A 15,833-nucleotide genomic window follows, 5' to 3' on the forward strand; every position below is an offset into this window, starting at 1 on the left:
TCAAAACTCCCCGAAGGTGTGGTCAAAGGCCTTGCTCAGGGGCTGGTCCGTGTCCAGCTTTGCCACAAATTCCAGGATCAGCGTTTCTGCCAGCGGAAGCGCCTGCGCATACAGTTCTTCCAGCCGCTTGCCGCTCTCCACGCACTTCGGGTTCGGCTGCGGATCTGCCACAAGGCCGTGCAGCATGTCGTATTTGCCCACCACCTTCATGCCTGTCAGCACCACCCAGCGCTTGACCGGATTGGACGCCTGCAGCAGCCTGTGCACTGAGATCATGCCCTTGAGCGAGTCCAGCGCCACCTGCTCCGAGATGCCCTCGTAAAAGGGCGCGATCGCCTTTGCATTCTGTTCCGACGGGTGGATATGGCTGGCTGTGAAAAACTTCAGCGGGTCGTATCCGTCCCGGCGCAGCAGCATGTTGTCAAACTCGGTCTCGATCTCGCAGTGGGTCACGCCGCTTTCCCGGGTGAACTGCTCCACATACGGGTGGCAGGTGCTGTCCAGCGCAAAGTGGCACACAAAGCCCAGCGCATAGGCCAGCGCAGCATCCCGGTCTGCCTCGCAGTGCACCACCCTGCGCGCCCGGTCAAAAAAGGCCCGCCCCGGCTCCTCGTGCATGGCGTTGCCCAATGCACCCACCGGGTTGGACTTGGCAGCATGGTAATAAAACAGCAGGTCCGGCCCGTGCAGGCCGATATCATAAAGCTCACGGTTCTGTTCCAGCTGAGCACGCAGTTCATCCGGCAGATGTTCCAGCACATTGGTGCCAAAGCGGCGGTGCGCATAAGTTGACGGCATGGCAGATTCCTCTCTTTCTCTCCGACAGGGTGCACAAAACGTCCCCCGGTTTTTGCGTTCTGTTTCAGTATAGCAGAAAGTTTCCCAACCTTCTACCCTTTTACGTCTGATTTTGGTAAAAAATTTGAATTATTTTGTGTTTTCGGCCAGTGGGCAGGCCGCGCAGCAAAAAAGGCACAGCCATCTGCAGACAGCTGTGCCTTCTCCCTTAAAATTCAGACTTTTTCGTAGCCCTGCGGCATCTCGTTCTTCCGGTTGCGGTCCATCAGGGTGCGCAGCGCGTCGCTGGCGCTCATGCCCTCCTTCACGATGGCGTTCACCGTCTGCACAATGGGCATTTCCACATTGTACTTTGCTGCCAGCTCCATAGCGGCAGGCAGTGCATTGATGCCCTCCACCACCATGCCGACCTCCTTCACGGCCTGCTCCGGGCTTTTGCCCTTGCCGATCAGAATACCCGCACGATTGTTGCGGCTGTGCATACTGGTGGCCGTCACGATCAGGTCGCCGATACCGGCCAGACCCGCAAAGGTGTGGATGTTGCAGCCCATGGCCACGCCCAGCCGGGCGATCTCGGCAATGCCGCGGGTGATGAGGGCTGCGCGGGCGTTGTCGCCGTAGCCAAGGCCGGTGGAGATGCCAACACCCAGCGCAATCACATTCTTCAGCGCGCCGCTCAGCTCCACGCCCTTGATGTCGGCGTTGGTGTACACACGCATACAGGTGTTGCTGAACACATCCTGCACATACTCGGCAGCGGCTTCATCCGGGCAGGCCGAAACGATGGTGGTGGGCATGTCCAGCGCCACCTCTTCCGCATGGGTCGGGCCGGAGAGTGCTACCAGCTTTACCCCCTTGGGGCCGCCCTCACGGTTCAGCTCGTCGGCAATGACCTCAGTCATGGTATACAAGGTGTCCGGCTCCATGCCCTTTGCAACGTCCACAAGGATCTGGCCGTCCGGGATGTAAGGCCGGGCCTTGGCCGTGGTGGAGCGCACAAATACCGACGGCACTGCAAACAGCAGCACATCCTTGCCGGTGCACACTTCCTCAATGCTCTTGGTAAACTGCAGCTCTTCCGGGATCTTCATGCCCGGCAGATTGGGGTGCACCCGCGTAGCGGAAAGGTTCTCCACCTCAGCCGGAAGCGCCGACCACACCTGCACATCATTGCCGCTGACACACAGCATCCGTGCCAGAGCCATGCCCCAGGTACCTGCACCCAGAACGCCAATTTTTTTCTTCGTCACGTTCGTGTCCTCCGTGTCTGCACCGCGCAAAGGGCACTGCACCCTCTGCGGTGAATTTGCGCCTGTGCCGGGCCAAGCCCGGTGCGCGTTGTTATGTTCATTGTACACGAAAGCCGGTGCGCCGTCAACCGCTTGCCGCATTGCACAAAGTTTTCCAGATGGGTCGTCCGTTTTTGTACACATCACGCGTTTTGAGCAAACCGTTTGCACTCCATCCGGATTCATGCTATAGTATTCTGGTAGGTTTTGTAGGAATTTTAGAAAAAGCCCTTGACTTCAAGCGCACTCCAAGCCTTATAATACCTTTGTTCTTACGATTTACAAAGTATTTGAATACCGTTCTGAGGGAACATTTTTCATGTTTGAAGCATTTCTTTCCAACCGTACGGTCAGCGTGCTGGCGGAGGCCCTGCCCCGTATCCTTACGGCAGGCCTTACCATGACCATCCCGCTCACGCTGGTCTCATTCTTTTTTGCCATGATCATTGCCGTGGCCGTTGCGCTGGTGCAGTACGCCAATGTGCCGGTGCTGCGGCAGATCGCGCGGTTCTACATCTGGGTCATCCGCGGCACGCCGCTGCTGGTGCAGCTGTTCATCATCTTTTATGGTTTGCCCAGCGTGGGCATCATGCTGGACGCTTTCCCTGCTGCGGTCATCGCCTTTGCCTTCAACGAGGGTGCCTACTGTGCCGAGACCATGCGTGGCGCACTGGAAAGCGTGCCGCAGGGCCAGCTGGAAGCCGGTTACTGCGTGGGCATGAGCTGGTGGCAGATCATGCGCCGCATCGTGCTGCCGCAGGCCCTGCGCACCGCAGTGCCCGCCCTCTCCAACTCGCTCATCGGCATGATCAAGGACACCTCGCTGGCGTCCAATATCACAGTAGCCGAGCTGTTCATGGCCGGTCAGCGGGTGGCCGCCCGCACCTACATCTTCCTGCCCATCTACTGTGAGGTGGCCGTGGTGTATCTGCTGTTCTGCACGATCATTACCAAGCTGCAGGCACTGCTGGAGCGTCGGCTCAACGCCCACGGCTTCCAGTAAGAAAGGAGTGTGGCAACCATGTCCATGTTAGAGATCAAAAACGTCCACAAGTCCTTTTTCACCTACACAAAGCCCCGCCTGCAGGCAGGCATCTTCCACCGGCCCGGTGCACGCAAAGTGACCAGCGAGCTGCAGGTGCTGCGCGGCGTGGACCTGACCGTGGAAAAGGGCGATGTGGTGGCCATCCTCGGCCCCTCCGGCTCCGGCAAGACCACCCTGCTGCGCTGTCTGAACTTTCTGGAGACTGCCGACGCAGGCCAGCTCACCTTTGACGGTGAGACGTTCGACCTTGCCCAGGCCAGCCGTGCCGACATTGCCCGGCTGCGCAAAAAGACGGCCTTTGTGTTCCAGAGCTACAATCTGTTCCGCAACAAGACTGCCCTGCAGAACGTGACCGAGGGCCTCATCATTGCCCGCAAAATACCCAAAGAGCAGGCGGATGCCGTTGGCATGAAGATGCTGGAAAAGGTGGGCCTTGCCGACCGAGCCGACTACTATCCGCGCCAGCTTTCCGGCGGCCAGCAGCAGCGCGTGGCCATTGCCCGTGCGCTGGCCTCCGACCCGGAGATCATCTATTTTGACGAGCCGACTTCGGCCCTTGACCCGGAGCTGACTGGCGAAGTGCTGGCCGTGATGCGGCAGCTGGCCGAAGAGGGCATGACCATGCTGGTGGTCACCCACGAGATGGGCTTTGCCCGCAATGTTTCCTCCAAGACCGTTTTCATGGAGAACGGCGTGGTAGTGGAGCAGGCTCCCTCGCATGAGTTTTTCGCCAACCCCAAAGAGGAGCGCACCCGCGAATTTTTGCGGAAGATCGCTCACACCGAGTGAGGTTTAACCAACTCCCCCAGTCTGCTTCGCAGACAGCCCCCTCCGGGATGGGGCCTTTGGCAAAACCAGAAAGTCTCCTTCTTTGCCTGAAGGAGTTTATTTCACAAATATTTTTATAGAGGAAAGGGAATCCAACTATGAAACGCAGAACCTTTATTTCTCTTATGAGCGTCATGGCCGCTGCCGGCGTGCTGACTCTGTCCGGCTGCTCCAATTCTTCCGGCAGCACCGCTGCTTCCGGCACGGCCGCCTCTGTGGCTCCTGCTGCCGGCGACCAGCTGTCCAACATCCAGTCCAGCGGCAAGCTGATCGTCGCCCTGGAAGGCGCATGGCAGCCCTGGAGCTACCACGACGAATCCGATACTCTGGTGGGCTACGATGTGGAAGTCTCCCGCGCCATTGCCGAAAAGCTGGGCGTGGAGCCGGAGTACGTCGAAAGCGACTGGGACAGCCTGTTTGCCGGTCTGGACGCAGGCCGCTACGACATCGTGTGCAACGGCGTGGAAGTGACCGACGAGCGCGCCAAGACCTATGATTTCACCGAGCCCTACGGCTACATCCACACTGCCCTTGCCGTCCGCAAGGATAACGACGAGATCACCAGCTTTGAGGACCTGAAGGGCAAGACCACCGCCAACAGCCTTGCTTCCACCTACATGGAACTGGCCGAGAGCTATGGTGCCACCGTACAGGGCATCGACACGCTGGAAGAGACCATCCAGCTGCTCACCGCCGGCCGCATCGACGCCACCCTGAACGCCGATGTCTCCTTCTACGATTACCTGAACGTCCACCCGGATGCAGATTTCAAGCTGGTGGCCCAGACCGAGGATGCATCCCACGTTGCCATTCCTCTGCGCAAGGGCGATGCCAGCGCCACCCTGCTGGATGCCATCAACACCGCCATCGATGATCTGCGTGCCGACGGCACCCTGAAAGAGCTGAGCGAGAAGTATTTCGGTCAGGATATTTCTGCGGAGAACTGAATCATTTGAATGCCCTCCGCTTTGCTCTGGGCATTTTCAGCGGAAAATTTATTTTAATATTGCAAACCCCGGCAGACTGCGGTCTGCCGGGGTTTGCCTTTTCACGGGAAGGGCCGTAACCGGCAAATGCATCAATCGCGTTTTCTTCAACTCTGCACATTCATTGCATCTGAATGCAAAAAGCTCTCCCTTTCGGGAGAGCTGGCATCGCGCAGCGATGACTGAGAGGGTTTTATGCATGAAAATAATCGTAGATGATCTGTGCCGTCTGTTTGCCCACGCCGGGGGTATTTTCCAGCTGGTCAGGCGTGGCTTCCTTCACCGCGCCCACGCTCTTGAACTGGGCCATCAGTGCCTTTGCCGTTTTGGGGCCGATGCCGGGGATCTCGGTCAGGGTGGAGGAATAACTCTTCTGCTTCATCTGTTGCTTGCGGTAGGCATTGGCAAAGCGATGGGTCTCGTCCTGAATGGCCGTGATAAAGGTAAAGGTGCCCCGGTTCATATTGATGGCAATTTCCCGGCCATCGCTGTCCACAATGGCGCGGGTGCGGTGGTGGTCGTCCTTCACCATGCCGTAGAGCGGCACATCCGCAAGGGCAGTCCCGGCCAGTGCATCTTTTGCCGCGCTCACCTGCCCCCTGCCGCCGTCCATCAAAAGCAGATCCGGCTTCTGCCCGAACCAGTTGCTGCAGGGTTCTCCCTTTTTGGCAAGCTCTGCGTACTTTTCATACTCTGCCGCCCGCCGGGAGACGGTCTCTGCCAGCGATGCATAGTCGTCAGTGCCCGCCACCGTCTTCATTTTGAATCTGCGGTAGCCCGCCTTGTAGGGCTTGCCGTCCTTGAAGGTGACCATGCCGCAGACGCTGGAGCCATCGCCCCAGTTGGAGATGTCGTAGCTCTCAATGGCACGGGGCGGCTTTGCAAGGCCCAGCACCTGCGCCAGCTCGTCCAGCAGCTTTTCCTCCCGGGCATAGCGGCCGCTCTCCCGGGCAAGACGCTCCACCGCGTTGGTGTGGGCCATCTCCACCAGATGGGCCTTATCGCCCCGCTGGGGCACGTACAGCTGCACCTCATTGCCGCGCTTTTCGTTCAGCGCCTGCTGCAAAGCGTCGCTGTCCGGCGGCAGCTCGTCCACCGCAATGATCTTGGGGATCTGTTCGTCATCCAGATAATACCGGGGCAGAAATTCCTCCCGCACGGCGGCAATGTCCGAGGTATCGTGGAACAAAAACTCCCGCTTATCGGTCAGCCGTCCGTCCCGGAAGCGCAGCACCGCCGCACACACGCTGTCCGGCGTGCCTGCCAGCGCCACCACGTCCATCTCCACATCCGGGTCCACAATAACCTTCTGCCCGGCGCTCACCTTGGTGATGGCTGCGATCTGGTCCCGCAGCAGCGCCGCCGTCTCAAATTCCAGCCGGTCCGAGGCCTCCTGCATCCGCTCATTAAGGATCTTCAGGATGTCCTTTTTGCCGTAGCGGATCAGGTGCACGGCGCTCTTGACGGCCTGATTGTAGTTTTCGCAGCTGATCCTGCCGCTGCACACTGCCATGCACTTGCCGATGTGCGCATTCAGGCAGGGGCGTCCTTTGCCGATCTCCTGCGGGAAGCGCTTATTGCACCTTGGCAGCAGAAAGGCATCCATGGCGGTTTCTGCCATCTGCCGGGCCGCAAAGCTGGAGGTATAGGGGCCGATATACTCGGCATCGTCCTCCTCTTTTTGCAGCACGAAGGAGAGCCGGGGCCATGGCTCCTTTGTCACCTTGATATAGCTGTAGCCTTTATCATCCTTGAGCAGGATGTTATACTTCGGCGTGTGGGCCTTGATCTGGCTGGCTTCCAGCACCAGCGCTTCGAACTCGCTCTGGCACACGATCACATCAAAGGCATAGGCATGGGCGATCATCTGGCTGACCTTGTTGTCGTGGGGCACGCCCTCGCGGAAGTACTGGCTCACCCGGATGCGCAGCCGCTTTGCCTTGCCGATATAAATGATGGTGTCCGTCTTATCCCGGATGATATAAACGCCGGGCAGCAGCGGCAGCATACAGGCTTTCTGATACAGTTCAGCTTTGGTCATGGATTCTCCTTGAAAAACAAAAAGCGGCAGGTTCCCCCGCCGCTCCATTTATAGACACAAATTACTCAGCAAAACCGGACTCCACCAGCTTGATCAGGCCGTCAACAGCAGCCTGCTCATCAGCGCCGTCAGCGATGATGCGGATGGTGGTACCGCCCACGATGCCCAGAGACAGAACGCCCAGCAGGCTCTTTGCGTTCACGCGGCGTTCTTCCTTCTCGACCCAGATGGAAGACTTGAACTCGTTAGCCTTCTGGATGAAGAAGGTAGCCGGACGAGCGTGCAGACCAACCTGATTTTCAACGGTAACTTCTTTCACGTACATAGTAAAGCGCTCCTATCTAATATCGTTTTGGGTATAGAATCTGTATCCTGTGCCTGTTGCGTTACGATTATTTTAGCGCAAGTCGAAACGGTTGTACAGCCCCCCGGCGCATTTTTGGCGGTTTCTCCAATGAAAAGCGGCCCATTTTTCATTATTTATACAAAGATAATAAAATTATTCCCCGAAGGTTAGAGGGTAGATACAAAAGTTTTCAACATTTTTTCGACCATCGGGCAATATCTCGGCCGTTTTTGTGCGTTTCCAGCACCATACCCTCCGGTCCGAGCATCCATTTTCGTGCCTTTTTCGCTGTCCGATGCACCTGCAGCTGCCGCCCGGAGTTACTTCTGTGTGCTGCCCTCGTACCGCATCCAGACCAGCGCGCACTTTTTCACCACAGCCGGATATTGCTCCGGCGTGAACTCCAGCTCGGTGCCGCTGGTCAGCTTCCAGCCCATGCGGGTGTACAGCGCTATGGCGCGGGTGTTGGTGTTCAGCACGCTCAGCACCGGGTGCGGGTGCTCCGGCAGCTTCCTGCGGGCAAAGTCCAGCATCTTCATGCCAATGCCCCTGCCGCGGGCTTTTTCAGTGACGAACAGATGTTCGATGTGCCCCACCTTGTGGTTGATGCTCACGATGCCGTCCGGCACATCCTTGGTGGTGTGCAGGTAGCACACCCAGCCTGCGGCCTTTTCCTGCCGCAGCTGCAAAAGATATTCTTCCTCGTTAAGGCTGGCACAGTATTCCGGGGTCCAGTTCTCGGCACAGGTGGTGCGGCGGCCCTCCACAAAGATGCGGGCGGCAGCAGCAAACTGCTCGTCGGTCTTGACAAGGCGCATGTTCTCGCCGCGCTTCCACTTGGGCAGCTCGGTCACAGGGTGGGTCTCACACCACTTCTCGTACAGCTCCGGGCGGCGCAGGCGGGTGCGCTCCCGGCTCTGTTCCCCGCGCCATGCATCGATCTTCTGGTGGTCGCCGCCCAGCAGCACCTGCGGCACGGCGCGGCCTTCCCACACCTCGGGGCGGGTGTACTGGGGATACTCCAGCAGGCCGTCCCAGTAGCTTTCTTCCTCGTAGCCCTTCTGCTCAGCCAGCACGCCGGGCTTCAGGCGCAGCACACTGTCCGCCACCACAAGGCTGGCCAGCTCGCCGCCGGTGAGGATGTAGTCACCGATGGAGATCTCTTCATCCGCAAAAGCATCGATCACACGCTCGTCGATGCCCTCATAGTGGCCGCATACCAGTGTCAGGTTATCGTACTGGGCCAGCCGCTTTGCGTGTTCCTCGGTGTAGCGCTGGCCGCCTGCCGTCAGGAACACGATATGCGGGGCCGGACGGCCCTGTGAAGCCACTTCCTGCTGCACAGCACGCAGGCAGTCTGCGATGGGCTGAGCGTACAGCACCATGCCGCAGCCGCCGCCGTAGGGGTAATCGTCGGTCTGCTTCTGTTTGTTCAGGGTGTAGTCCCGGATCTGGTGGCAGTGGGTCTCAATAAAGCCCTTCTTTGCCGCGCGCCCGATGATGCTGGCATCCAGCACCTGCTGGCACATTTCCGGGAACAGGGTCACGATGTCCACACGCATTCCCATGGCTCACTCTTCCTCCCGTTCGCTGTCAAAGTCATCGTCCAGCAGGCCCGGAATGGGGGTGACGAGGAGATAGCCCTCCGGCGGGTTGCGCTCTTTCAGAAAAGCATCCACGCCCGGGAACATGTATTCCTTGCCGTTCGGTGCTTTGACGGTGTAGATATCCTGTGCACCAGGGTGATCCACGCTGGTCACAACGCCGTACACCCTGCCGGTGTCGGCATCCCGCACTTCGCACCCGATCAGGTCGGCCACATACCAGCGGCCTGCGGGCAGGGTGGCATCATTGCGGTCAAAGTAGAACACCTGCCCCCGCAGCGCACGGGCAGCATCCATATCGTCCACGCCTTCCAGCTGCAGCAGAGCCATCTGGCCCTGTGCGCGGATGGACACGATCTTATAGGCCCTGCCGCCCTGTGCCGAGGGGTACAGCCTGCCCACCTTTTTCAGAAAGTTGACGCCGTCGCACCAAAGCTCCAGCTTCATTTCGCCGCGCACGCCGTGGGTGGTCACGACCTTGCCCGCTTCCAGATATTGCTGCATAATCTTGCTCCTATAATCAAAAAGGCCCCTTGCCGCAAGGGCAAAGGGCCTGTAGGGTGCTCAGTCGATCTCAACAAGGACCTTTTCATCGACCCGCACAGCAGCCGCGCGCATCACCACACGAATGGCTTTTGCGATCCGGCCCTGCTTGCCGATGACACGGCCCATATCTCCCTCTGCCACGCTCAGGTGGTAGACGATGGTGCCGTCCTCGCGAGGCTCGTCCACCGTGACCTTAACGGCTTCCTTATCCTCCACGAGACCGCGGGCAACTGCCAGCAACAGCTCCTGCATGAGTCAGCCCTCCCTACTTACAGAACGTTGGACTTCTTCAGCAGGACGCGAACGGTATCAGTGGGCTGTGCGCCATTGGCGATCCACTGCTTTGCCTTCTCAGCGTCGATCTTGATCTCGGAAGGCTCCTTGTTGGGATCGTAGGTGCCGATCTCTTCGATGAAACGGCCGTCACGGGGGAAGCGGCTGTCAGCAACAACAACACGATAGAAGGGAGCCTTCTTGGCGCCAACGCGGCGCAGACGAATCTTAACTGCCATGGTAAATATCCTCCAAAAATTGTTTTGTGCGGCCCTTGCGGGCGCATGTTGATTATATTGTACAAACCCGCAAGGGGGTTGTATCACAAAAATTATTTCAGTCCGCGGAAGGCATTGGGGTTGCCCATCATGCCGCCCAGGCGGCGGGCAAAGCCCTTGGGGCTTTTCTTGAACTGCTTCATCATCTTCTGCATCATTTCAAACTGCTTGAGCAGCTTGTTCACGTCGGCCACGGTGGTACCGCTGCCTGCTGCAATGCGGCGCTTGCGCTTTGGGTTGATGATGGAGGGCTTCTCGCGCTCTTCCTTGGTCATGGAATAGATCATGGCCTCGATGCGGTCGAACGCCTTTTCATCGACCTGACTGGGATCGATGCCGCTGCCGCCGGGCAGCATGCTCAGCATCGCGCCTGCACCGCCCATCTTGCGGATCTGTGCGAACTGGTCCAGCATGTCGTTCATGTCGAACTTGTTCTCCATCATCCGCTTGGCGGTCTCTTCGGCAGCCTTTTCGTCGGCCGTCTCCTGCGCGCGCTCGATCAGGCTCAGCACATCGCCCATGCCAAGGATGCGGCTTGCCATGCGGTCCGGGTGGAACACATCCAGATCGTCCAGCTTTTCGCCGGTGCCCTGGAACTTGATGGGCTTGCCGGTAACGGCCAGCACCGAAAGTGCCGCACCGCCGCGGGTATCGCCGTCGGTCTTGGTGAGGATGATGCCGTCGATGCCTACCTTCTCGTTAAAGGTCTTGGCAACGTTCACGGCATCCTGACCGGCCATGGCATCCACCACCAGCAGGGTCTCGTCCACAGGAACGGCTTCCTTGATGTCCACCAGCTCCTGCATGAGCACATCGTCGATCTGCAGACGACCGGCGGTATCCAGGATCACGATGTCATTGCCGTAATCCTTGGCGTGTGCCAGCGCCTTCTTTGCAATTTCCGGCGGCTTTGCGCCCGGCAGGGTGAACACCGGTGCGCCCGCCTGTTTGCCCACCACCTGCAGCTGATCGATGGCCGCAGGGCGGTAAATATCGCAGGCCACCAGCATAGGGCGGCGGCCCTGTTTGATAAAGTACTTTGCCAGCTTTGCGGCGTGGGTGGTTTTACCGTTGCCCTGCAGGCCGCAGAGCATGATGATCGTCTGGCCCTTGTTCTTGATGTTCAGGCGGGCCGCTTCGCTGCCGCCCATCAGGGCAACCAGCTCTTCGTTGACGATCTTGACCACCTGCTGTGCCGGGGTCAGGCTCTCCATGACCTCCTGACCCATGGCGCGCTCGGACACCTTTGCACAGAAGTCCTTGGCAACCTTGTAGTTGACATCGGCTTCCAGCAGGGCCATGCGCACCTCACGCATCGCGGCCTTGATATCTGCCTCGGTCAGCTTGCCGTGACCGCGCAGCTTTTTGAACACACCGGCAAGGCGGTCGGTAAGGGATTCAAATGCCATTGTACGGTGCTCCTTTCACAGGTTTCAGCTCTCGTTCGCTTCGTCGATGGAGCGGATGAGCTTTAACATTTTGGTCAGCTGGTGTTCGTACTCGGTGGTGGTCAGGCCCTGCGGGCCGGTGCACTCGAACCGTGCATCGATCACCATTTGCTCCAGCTCTTCCAGCTTCTGCTGCACGCGGCGGTAACGCGCCGCAAAGCCGACCTTTTCCTCCAGCTCCTTCAGCGCGTTCTCGCCATGCTTGATGGCATCCCGCGCACCCTGACGGGTGATGCCGAAGTTCTCGCCGATCTCGCTCAGCGAAAGGTCATCGTTGTAATACTGGCGCAGCATTTCGCGCTGTTTCTCGGTGAGCACCTCGCCGTAAAAGTCCAGCAGATAGCCCATTTCCAGATCTTTTGCCATCCTCTGATCCCCCGGTTTTGTGCCTGTACTTTCGAGAAGCGATGTAAAGTTCATTTGCTTTACGGATGAAGTATAGCAGATGCACCGCATCCTGTCAAGAGCCTTTCGGAGATTTTTCCAGAAAATCCGCCAAAAATTCGCCGTTTTTGCTAAAACGCATCTTGACGCGCGCAGTCCTTTTGCGTTAGGATAATATTGTTGTATCCCATGAAAGGAGGGTCTTCGTGCCGATCTACCCCAATTTTTACCAGACGCTCAGCGCCTGCCCCATCGTGGAGCTGCGCGGCTATGCTGCCGCCTGCGGGCTGAAGGGACGGCTGTATGCCTATCTGGACTTTGCAGGCCCCACCGGCACGGCCCGGGACGGCCTTGCGGAAGGGATGCTGGCCCTTGCCATTGAAAAAAAGAAGCTGATCTCCGGTCAGCCCATCATTGAAGCGGCCTCCGGCCCGTTTGCCGCTGCGCTCACGCTGGCGGGCCTGACCGCCGGTCACCCGGTGGTTCTGGTGATGCCGGAGGATGCCCCCGCCCTGCGGCAGGAGACCCTGCTGCGGCTGGGTGCGCAGATCCGCCACAGCCCGGCCCGCAGCGGTGTGAACGGTGCCCGCCGTCTGGCGGCACAGACCGCCGCCGCCAACGGCTGGTACTACATGGACTGGCTTGCCAACGATGATAACCCGGAGTACCACCGCCGCGTTACCGGCCCTGCCATTGTGCAGAGCATCGCGCGGGAGGGCAAAAGCGCCGTGGACGCTATCGTGATCGGCGTGGGCAGCGGCGGCACCGTGACCGGCGTGGGCGAGACCATCAAGGCATGGACGAACGATGTGCGCATCGCCGCCGTGGAGCCTTACGAATCGCAGGCGCTGGGCGGCGGCCTGACCGGCCCCCACGGCATCAGCGATCTGGGCTACGGCTTTATGCCGGAAAACTTCAACGCCTATGTGGTGGACAACGTGGTGGCGGTGAACACCACCGACGCGCAGCGGGCCGCGCAAAAGGTGCTGCGCACCGATGCCATCCCGGCTTCGGTGGCATCCGGTGCCGTTTTGCAGGCGGCCGCACAGCTCATCCATGTAGGTGCCAGCCGCTCTGCCCTTGCCATCCTGCCCGGACGGCAGATCGTAAATACGTTATAAGGAGAAATCATAGAGTTCCCATGACAAACGACATGACAAAGGGAGCCATTACTCCGCTCCTGATCCGTTTTACCATTCCGCTGGTACTTGGCAACCTGTTCCAGCTCACCTACAACGCCGCCGACAGCATCATCGTGGGCAAGTTCGTGGGCGAGGAAGCCCTTGCCGCCGTCGGCACCTCCAACCCGCTCATGACTCTGGCCATCCTGTTTATCAACGGCATGTGTCTGGGTGCCGGCATTCTGGTCAGTACCGCATTCGGTGCCGGTAATACCCAGCTGATGGAGCGTCAGGTGTCCACCACCGCCATTGCAGGCACCGTGTTCTCGCTGGCATTCTCGGCGCTGTGCGTCATTCTGGCCACGCCCCTGCTGCAGCTGATGCAGGTGCCCGCCGATATCCTGCCCATTGCGGTCAGCTACCTGCGCATCGTGTTTGCAGGCCTGATCTTCACCTTTTTCTATAACTTTCTTGCCGCCACCATGCGTGCACTGGGCGACAGCAAGAGTGCCCTGTATTTCCTGATGATCAGCTCTGTGCTGAACATCGGCGGCGACCTGTTCTTTGTGCAGGTGCTGAACTGGGGCAGCAACGGCTGCGCCCTTTCCACCGTGGTCAGCGAAGCACTGTGCTGCGTGCTGTGCGTACTGTACATCCGCTGGAAGGTGCCCATCCTGCAGCTGGGCAGGCGTTGGCTGGTGTTTGACGGCAAGCTGCTGCGCAAAACGGTCAGCTACGGCTGGGCCAGCGCCATGCAGCAAGCCACCGTGCAGCTTGGCAAGATCGCGGTGCAGGCCATCGTGAACACCATGGGTGTCAACGCCATGGCTGCCTTTACCGCTGCTTCCCGCATTGACGACTTTGCCTATACCCCGCAGCAGAACATCGGCCACGCCATGACCACCCTCATGGCGCAGAACCGGGGTGCCGGCAAGCACGACCGTGTGAAACAGGGCTTCCACTGCGGTATGCGCATTGAAGCCGCTTACGGCGTGCTGATCGCCGTTGTATGCTTTTCCGGTGCGCCCTTTATCATGAAACTGTTCGTCACCGACCCGGAGGTCGTCCATCTGGGCGTGCGCTTCCTGCGCACGGTTTCCCTGTTCTACCTGATGCCTGCTTTCACCAATGGCATTCAGGGCTTCTTCCGCGGCATTGGCGATCTGAAGGTCACGCTGGTGTCCAGCACCTTCAACATGGTGTTCCGTGTGGCGGCAGCTGCGGTGTTCGTGCTGGTGTGGAAAATGGAGATCGAAGCTCTGCCTTACAGCTATGCGGTGGGCTGGGTCGTCATGCTGCTCTACGAGCTGCCCATGCTGGTTCGGTATCTGCGCAGCCATGGAGACGAATTATGATCGTTTTATTTGATTTGTGATACGAAAAAGGCTCTGCATCGCAAGGATGCAGAGCCTTTTTTCGTATTAAACTTACTTGCGGCTTGCCAGCAGATTCTCGATCTTCTTCAGCGGATCGATGATGCTGGAAACAGACATGTCGTGGTTCAGAGCCACCACAAAGTATGCAGCGTACTTGGAAACATCCACATCCACATACCAGTCGCGGGTGAGCAGCTCAGGCATACGGTAGGTCAGGTTGGTGCCCACAACATAGGTCAGCTTGCCCTCGGCCACAGCCTTGTCGAACTTGTCCAGACCGCTGGTGAACAGGGGGAAGGTTGCGTTGGCGATGATGTTGGCAGCGCCGCGCTCCTTCAGGTTGCTGGCGACCTCCAGCATGCTCTCGCCGGAAGCAATGATATCGTCCGCGATGAAGACGGTCTTGCCCTCCACGCTCTCGCCCAGATACTCGTGGGCCACGATGGGGTTGCGGCCATTCACCACGCGGGTGTAATCGCGGCGCTTGTAGAACATGCCCAGATTGCAGCCCAGCACGCTGGAGAAGTACATGTTGCGGTTCATGGCGCCCTCGTCCGGGCTGACCACGGTAAACTTGCTCTTATCAAAGGAGAGGTCCGGGTCCTTCTTCAGCAGGCTCTTCAGCACCTGATAGGTGGGCATTGCGTTATCAAAGCTCATCAGCGGCACAGCGTTCTGCACGCGGGGGTCATGAGCATCAAAGGTGATGATGTTGCGCACACCCATGGTCTGCAGCTCCTGCAGGGCCACAGCGCAGTCCAGACTTTCGCGCACCACACGGCGATGCTGACGGCCGCCGTACAGGCTGGGCATAATGACCGACACACGGTGTGCCTTGCCGGCCACTGCCTGGATCAGGCGCTTCAGGTTGGCGAAGTGATCGTCCGGAGACATGTGGTTCTCGTAGTTGAACAGCTTGTAGGTCACACTGTAGTTGCCGGGATCGACCACGATGAAGATATCGTCGCCGCGCACCGACTCCTTCACCAGACCCTTGGCATCGCCACTCTGGAAGCGGGGGCAGTCGCAAGGAATAATGAAGGTCTCTTTGTCAATTCCGGCAGCCTTGGCCCAACGGACCAGATGCTTGTCGATCAGGCCGGTCAGTTCCTCTGCACCGGGGCAGGAGATCAGCCGCATATCTGCCACGCTGGGCTGCTCAAAGAACGACTTCGGGGAAATTTCAATAGACATAGTCATAACTCCTTATTGCTGTTTACGATCCGTATCATGCACACAAGAGCGCATATCTGGTTTTATTTTATCACATTTCGTCGATTCTGCCATATCAATTTGTTTCATGTCAGGATTTTCTGCGCCTTGCACAGCTGTTTTTCTTTTTTCTCAAAGAGAATGTGTGTTTTCGACAAAAAGACAGCCGATTCTTTGCCATTTCGCAAATTTCGGCCGATTTTCGTGGAAAAGTAAGACTTTTCTTTGTCTGAGCAGTCTGCCGGGATCGCTCTTCCG

The 15,833-nt window shown here is 58.6% G+C and carries 16 protein-coding genes; 5 read left to right on the forward strand and 11 right to left on the reverse strand.

Going from position 1 to position 15,833, the window contains the following annotated elements; all coding sequences use genetic code 11:
• Both J3348_RS04185 and J3348_RS04190 read right to left on the reverse strand, forming a co-directional pair.
• On the reverse strand, positions 1-798 hold the full coding sequence (locus J3348_RS04185; RefSeq protein WP_207698375.1) for a zinc dependent phospholipase C family protein: 798 nt from the start codon (positions 796-798) through the stop codon (positions 1-3).
• Positions 799-1,013: 215 nt separating this feature from the next.
• Positions 1,014-2,003 carry an NAD(P)H-dependent glycerol-3-phosphate dehydrogenase gene (locus tag J3348_RS04190; RefSeq protein ID WP_347565367.1) on the reverse strand — a complete coding sequence of 330 codons (990 nt, stop codon included), beginning with the start codon at positions 2,001-2,003 and terminating at the stop codon, positions 1,014-1,016.
• 403 nt (positions 2,004-2,406) lie between these two features.
• Between J3348_RS04190 and J3348_RS04195 the strand changes: the two genes are divergently transcribed.
• The 3 genes from J3348_RS04195 (at position 2,407) to J3348_RS04205 (ending at position 4,907) form a co-directional block, all read left to right on the forward strand.
• Positions 2,407-3,090: an amino acid ABC transporter permease gene (locus tag J3348_RS04195; RefSeq protein ID WP_207698377.1), complete on the forward strand. Its 684-nt coding sequence runs from the start codon at positions 2,407-2,409 to the stop codon at positions 3,088-3,090.
• An 18-nt stretch (positions 3,091-3,108) separates the two neighbouring features.
• Positions 3,109-3,921 carry an amino acid ABC transporter ATP-binding protein gene (locus J3348_RS04200; RefSeq protein ID WP_278251693.1) on the forward strand — a complete coding sequence of 271 codons (813 nt, stop codon included), beginning with the start codon at positions 3,109-3,111 and terminating at the stop codon, positions 3,919-3,921.
• Positions 3,922-4,058: 137 nt separating this feature from the next.
• The gene (locus tag J3348_RS04205) at positions 4,059-4,907 is read left to right on the forward strand and encodes a transporter substrate-binding domain-containing protein (RefSeq protein ID WP_207698378.1); all 849 of its coding nucleotides are present in this window, start codon (positions 4,059-4,061) and stop codon (positions 4,905-4,907) included.
• Positions 4,908-5,139: 232 nt separating this feature from the next.
• Here the strand turns inward: J3348_RS04205 and uvrC are convergent, their stop codons facing one another.
• From uvrC to J3348_RS04245, 8 genes are all read right to left on the reverse strand, one after another.
• A complete protein-coding gene (gene uvrC, locus J3348_RS04210; RefSeq protein WP_207698379.1) occupies positions 5,140-6,987 on the reverse strand; it encodes an excinuclease ABC subunit UvrC in 1,848 nt (615 codons plus the stop codon).
• A 61-nt stretch (positions 6,988-7,048) separates the two neighbouring features.
• Positions 7,049-7,312 (reverse strand): HPr family phosphocarrier protein, encoded by a 264-nt coding sequence (locus tag J3348_RS04215; RefSeq protein WP_005920365.1) that lies wholly within the window; start codon positions 7,310-7,312, stop codon positions 7,049-7,051.
• Positions 7,313-7,653: 341 nt separating this feature from the next.
• The gene (trmD, locus tag J3348_RS04220; protein ID WP_207698380.1) at positions 7,654-8,901 is read right to left on the reverse strand and encodes a tRNA (guanosine(37)-N1)-methyltransferase TrmD; all 1,248 of its coding nucleotides are present in this window, start codon (positions 8,899-8,901) and stop codon (positions 7,654-7,656) included.
• 3 nt (positions 8,902-8,904) lie between these two features.
• Complete coding sequence (gene rimM / locus J3348_RS04225; protein WP_005944690.1) at positions 8,905-9,441, reverse strand: ribosome maturation factor RimM; 537 nt, start codon at positions 9,439-9,441, stop codon at positions 8,905-8,907.
• A gap of 60 nt (positions 9,442-9,501) precedes the next feature.
• The gene (locus J3348_RS04230) at positions 9,502-9,735 is read right to left on the reverse strand and encodes a KH domain-containing protein (RefSeq protein ID WP_005934928.1); all 234 of its coding nucleotides are present in this window, start codon (positions 9,733-9,735) and stop codon (positions 9,502-9,504) included.
• 17 nt (positions 9,736-9,752) lie between these two features.
• Entirely contained in the window at positions 9,753-9,995 is a 243-nt protein-coding gene (gene rpsP, locus J3348_RS04235; RefSeq protein ID WP_005944692.1) for a 30S ribosomal protein S16, read from the reverse strand.
• Positions 9,996-10,087: 92 nt separating this feature from the next.
• Positions 10,088-11,443, reverse strand: coding sequence for a signal recognition particle protein (ffh, locus tag J3348_RS04240; protein ID WP_005944694.1), 1,356 nt, complete (start codon positions 11,441-11,443; stop codon positions 10,088-10,090).
• Positions 11,444-11,467: 24 nt separating this feature from the next.
• A complete protein-coding gene (locus J3348_RS04245) occupies positions 11,468-11,848 on the reverse strand; it encodes a sigma factor-like helix-turn-helix DNA-binding protein (protein ID WP_097775061.1) in 381 nt (126 codons plus the stop codon).
• Between the two features lie 224 nt (positions 11,849-12,072).
• Here J3348_RS04245 and J3348_RS04250 point away from each other — a divergent pair, with 224 nt between their 5' ends.
• Together J3348_RS04250 and J3348_RS04255 are read left to right on the forward strand one after the other, a co-directional pair.
• On the forward strand, positions 12,073-12,987 hold the full coding sequence (locus J3348_RS04250) for a pyridoxal-phosphate dependent enzyme (protein ID WP_207698381.1): 915 nt from the start codon (positions 12,073-12,075) through the stop codon (positions 12,985-12,987).
• Between the two features lie 20 nt (positions 12,988-13,007).
• Complete coding sequence (locus tag J3348_RS04255; RefSeq protein WP_207698382.1) at positions 13,008-14,342, forward strand: MATE family efflux transporter; 1,335 nt, start codon at positions 13,008-13,010, stop codon at positions 14,340-14,342.
• A gap of 72 nt (positions 14,343-14,414) precedes the next feature.
• On the opposite strand, the gene J3348_RS04260 is transcribed toward J3348_RS04255, so the two are convergent.
• Positions 14,415-15,557, reverse strand: coding sequence for a ribose-phosphate pyrophosphokinase (locus J3348_RS04260; RefSeq protein ID WP_207698383.1), 1,143 nt, complete (start codon positions 15,555-15,557; stop codon positions 14,415-14,417).
• Positions 15,558-15,833 lie beyond the last annotated feature (276 nt).

Origin of the sequence: Faecalibacterium sp. Marseille-Q4896, from assembly GCF_017377615.1 — a bacterium.
Lineage (GTDB): Bacteria > Bacillota > Clostridia > Oscillospirales > Ruminococcaceae > Faecalibacterium > Faecalibacterium taiwanense.

Coding starts and splice junctions, on each gene's coding strand:
- uvrC (WP_207698379.1), bottom strand. CDS start 6,987: ATGACCAAAGCTGAACTGTATCAGAAAGCCTGTATGCTGCCGCTGCTG.
- rimM (WP_005944690.1), bottom strand. CDS start 9,441: ATGCAGCAATATCTGGAAGCGGGCAAGGTCGTGACCACCCACGGCGTG.
- J3348_RS04185 (WP_207698375.1), bottom strand. CDS start 798: ATGCCGTCAACTTATGCGCACCGCCGCTTTGGCACCAATGTGCTGGAA.
- J3348_RS04190 (WP_347565367.1), bottom strand. CDS start 2,003: ATGGCTCTGGCACGGATGCTGTGTGTCAGCGGCAATGATGTGCAGGTG.
- J3348_RS04255 (WP_207698382.1), top strand. CDS start 13,008: ATGACAAACGACATGACAAAGGGAGCCATTACTCCGCTCCTGATCCGT.
- J3348_RS04205 (WP_207698378.1), top strand. CDS start 4,059: ATGAAACGCAGAACCTTTATTTCTCTTATGAGCGTCATGGCCGCTGCC.
- J3348_RS04195 (WP_207698377.1), top strand. CDS start 2,407: ATGTTTGAAGCATTTCTTTCCAACCGTACGGTCAGCGTGCTGGCGGAG.
- J3348_RS04215 (WP_005920365.1), bottom strand. CDS start 7,312: ATGTACGTGAAAGAAGTTACCGTTGAAAATCAGGTTGGTCTGCACGCT.
- J3348_RS04260 (WP_207698383.1), bottom strand. CDS start 15,557: ATGTCTATTGAAATTTCCCCGAAGTCGTTCTTTGAGCAGCCCAGCGTG.
- J3348_RS04230 (WP_005934928.1), bottom strand. CDS start 9,735: ATGCAGGAGCTGTTGCTGGCAGTTGCCCGCGGTCTCGTGGAGGATAAG.
- rpsP (WP_005944692.1), bottom strand. CDS start 9,995: ATGGCAGTTAAGATTCGTCTGCGCCGCGTTGGCGCCAAGAAGGCTCCC.
- J3348_RS04245 (WP_097775061.1), bottom strand. CDS start 11,848: ATGGCAAAAGATCTGGAAATGGGCTATCTGCTGGACTTTTACGGCGAG.
- J3348_RS04200 (WP_278251693.1), top strand. CDS start 3,109: ATGTCCATGTTAGAGATCAAAAACGTCCACAAGTCCTTTTTCACCTAC.
- ffh (WP_005944694.1), bottom strand. CDS start 11,443: ATGGCATTTGAATCCCTTACCGACCGCCTTGCCGGTGTGTTCAAAAAG.
- trmD (WP_207698380.1), bottom strand. CDS start 8,901: ATGGGAATGCGTGTGGACATCGTGACCCTGTTCCCGGAAATGTGCCAG.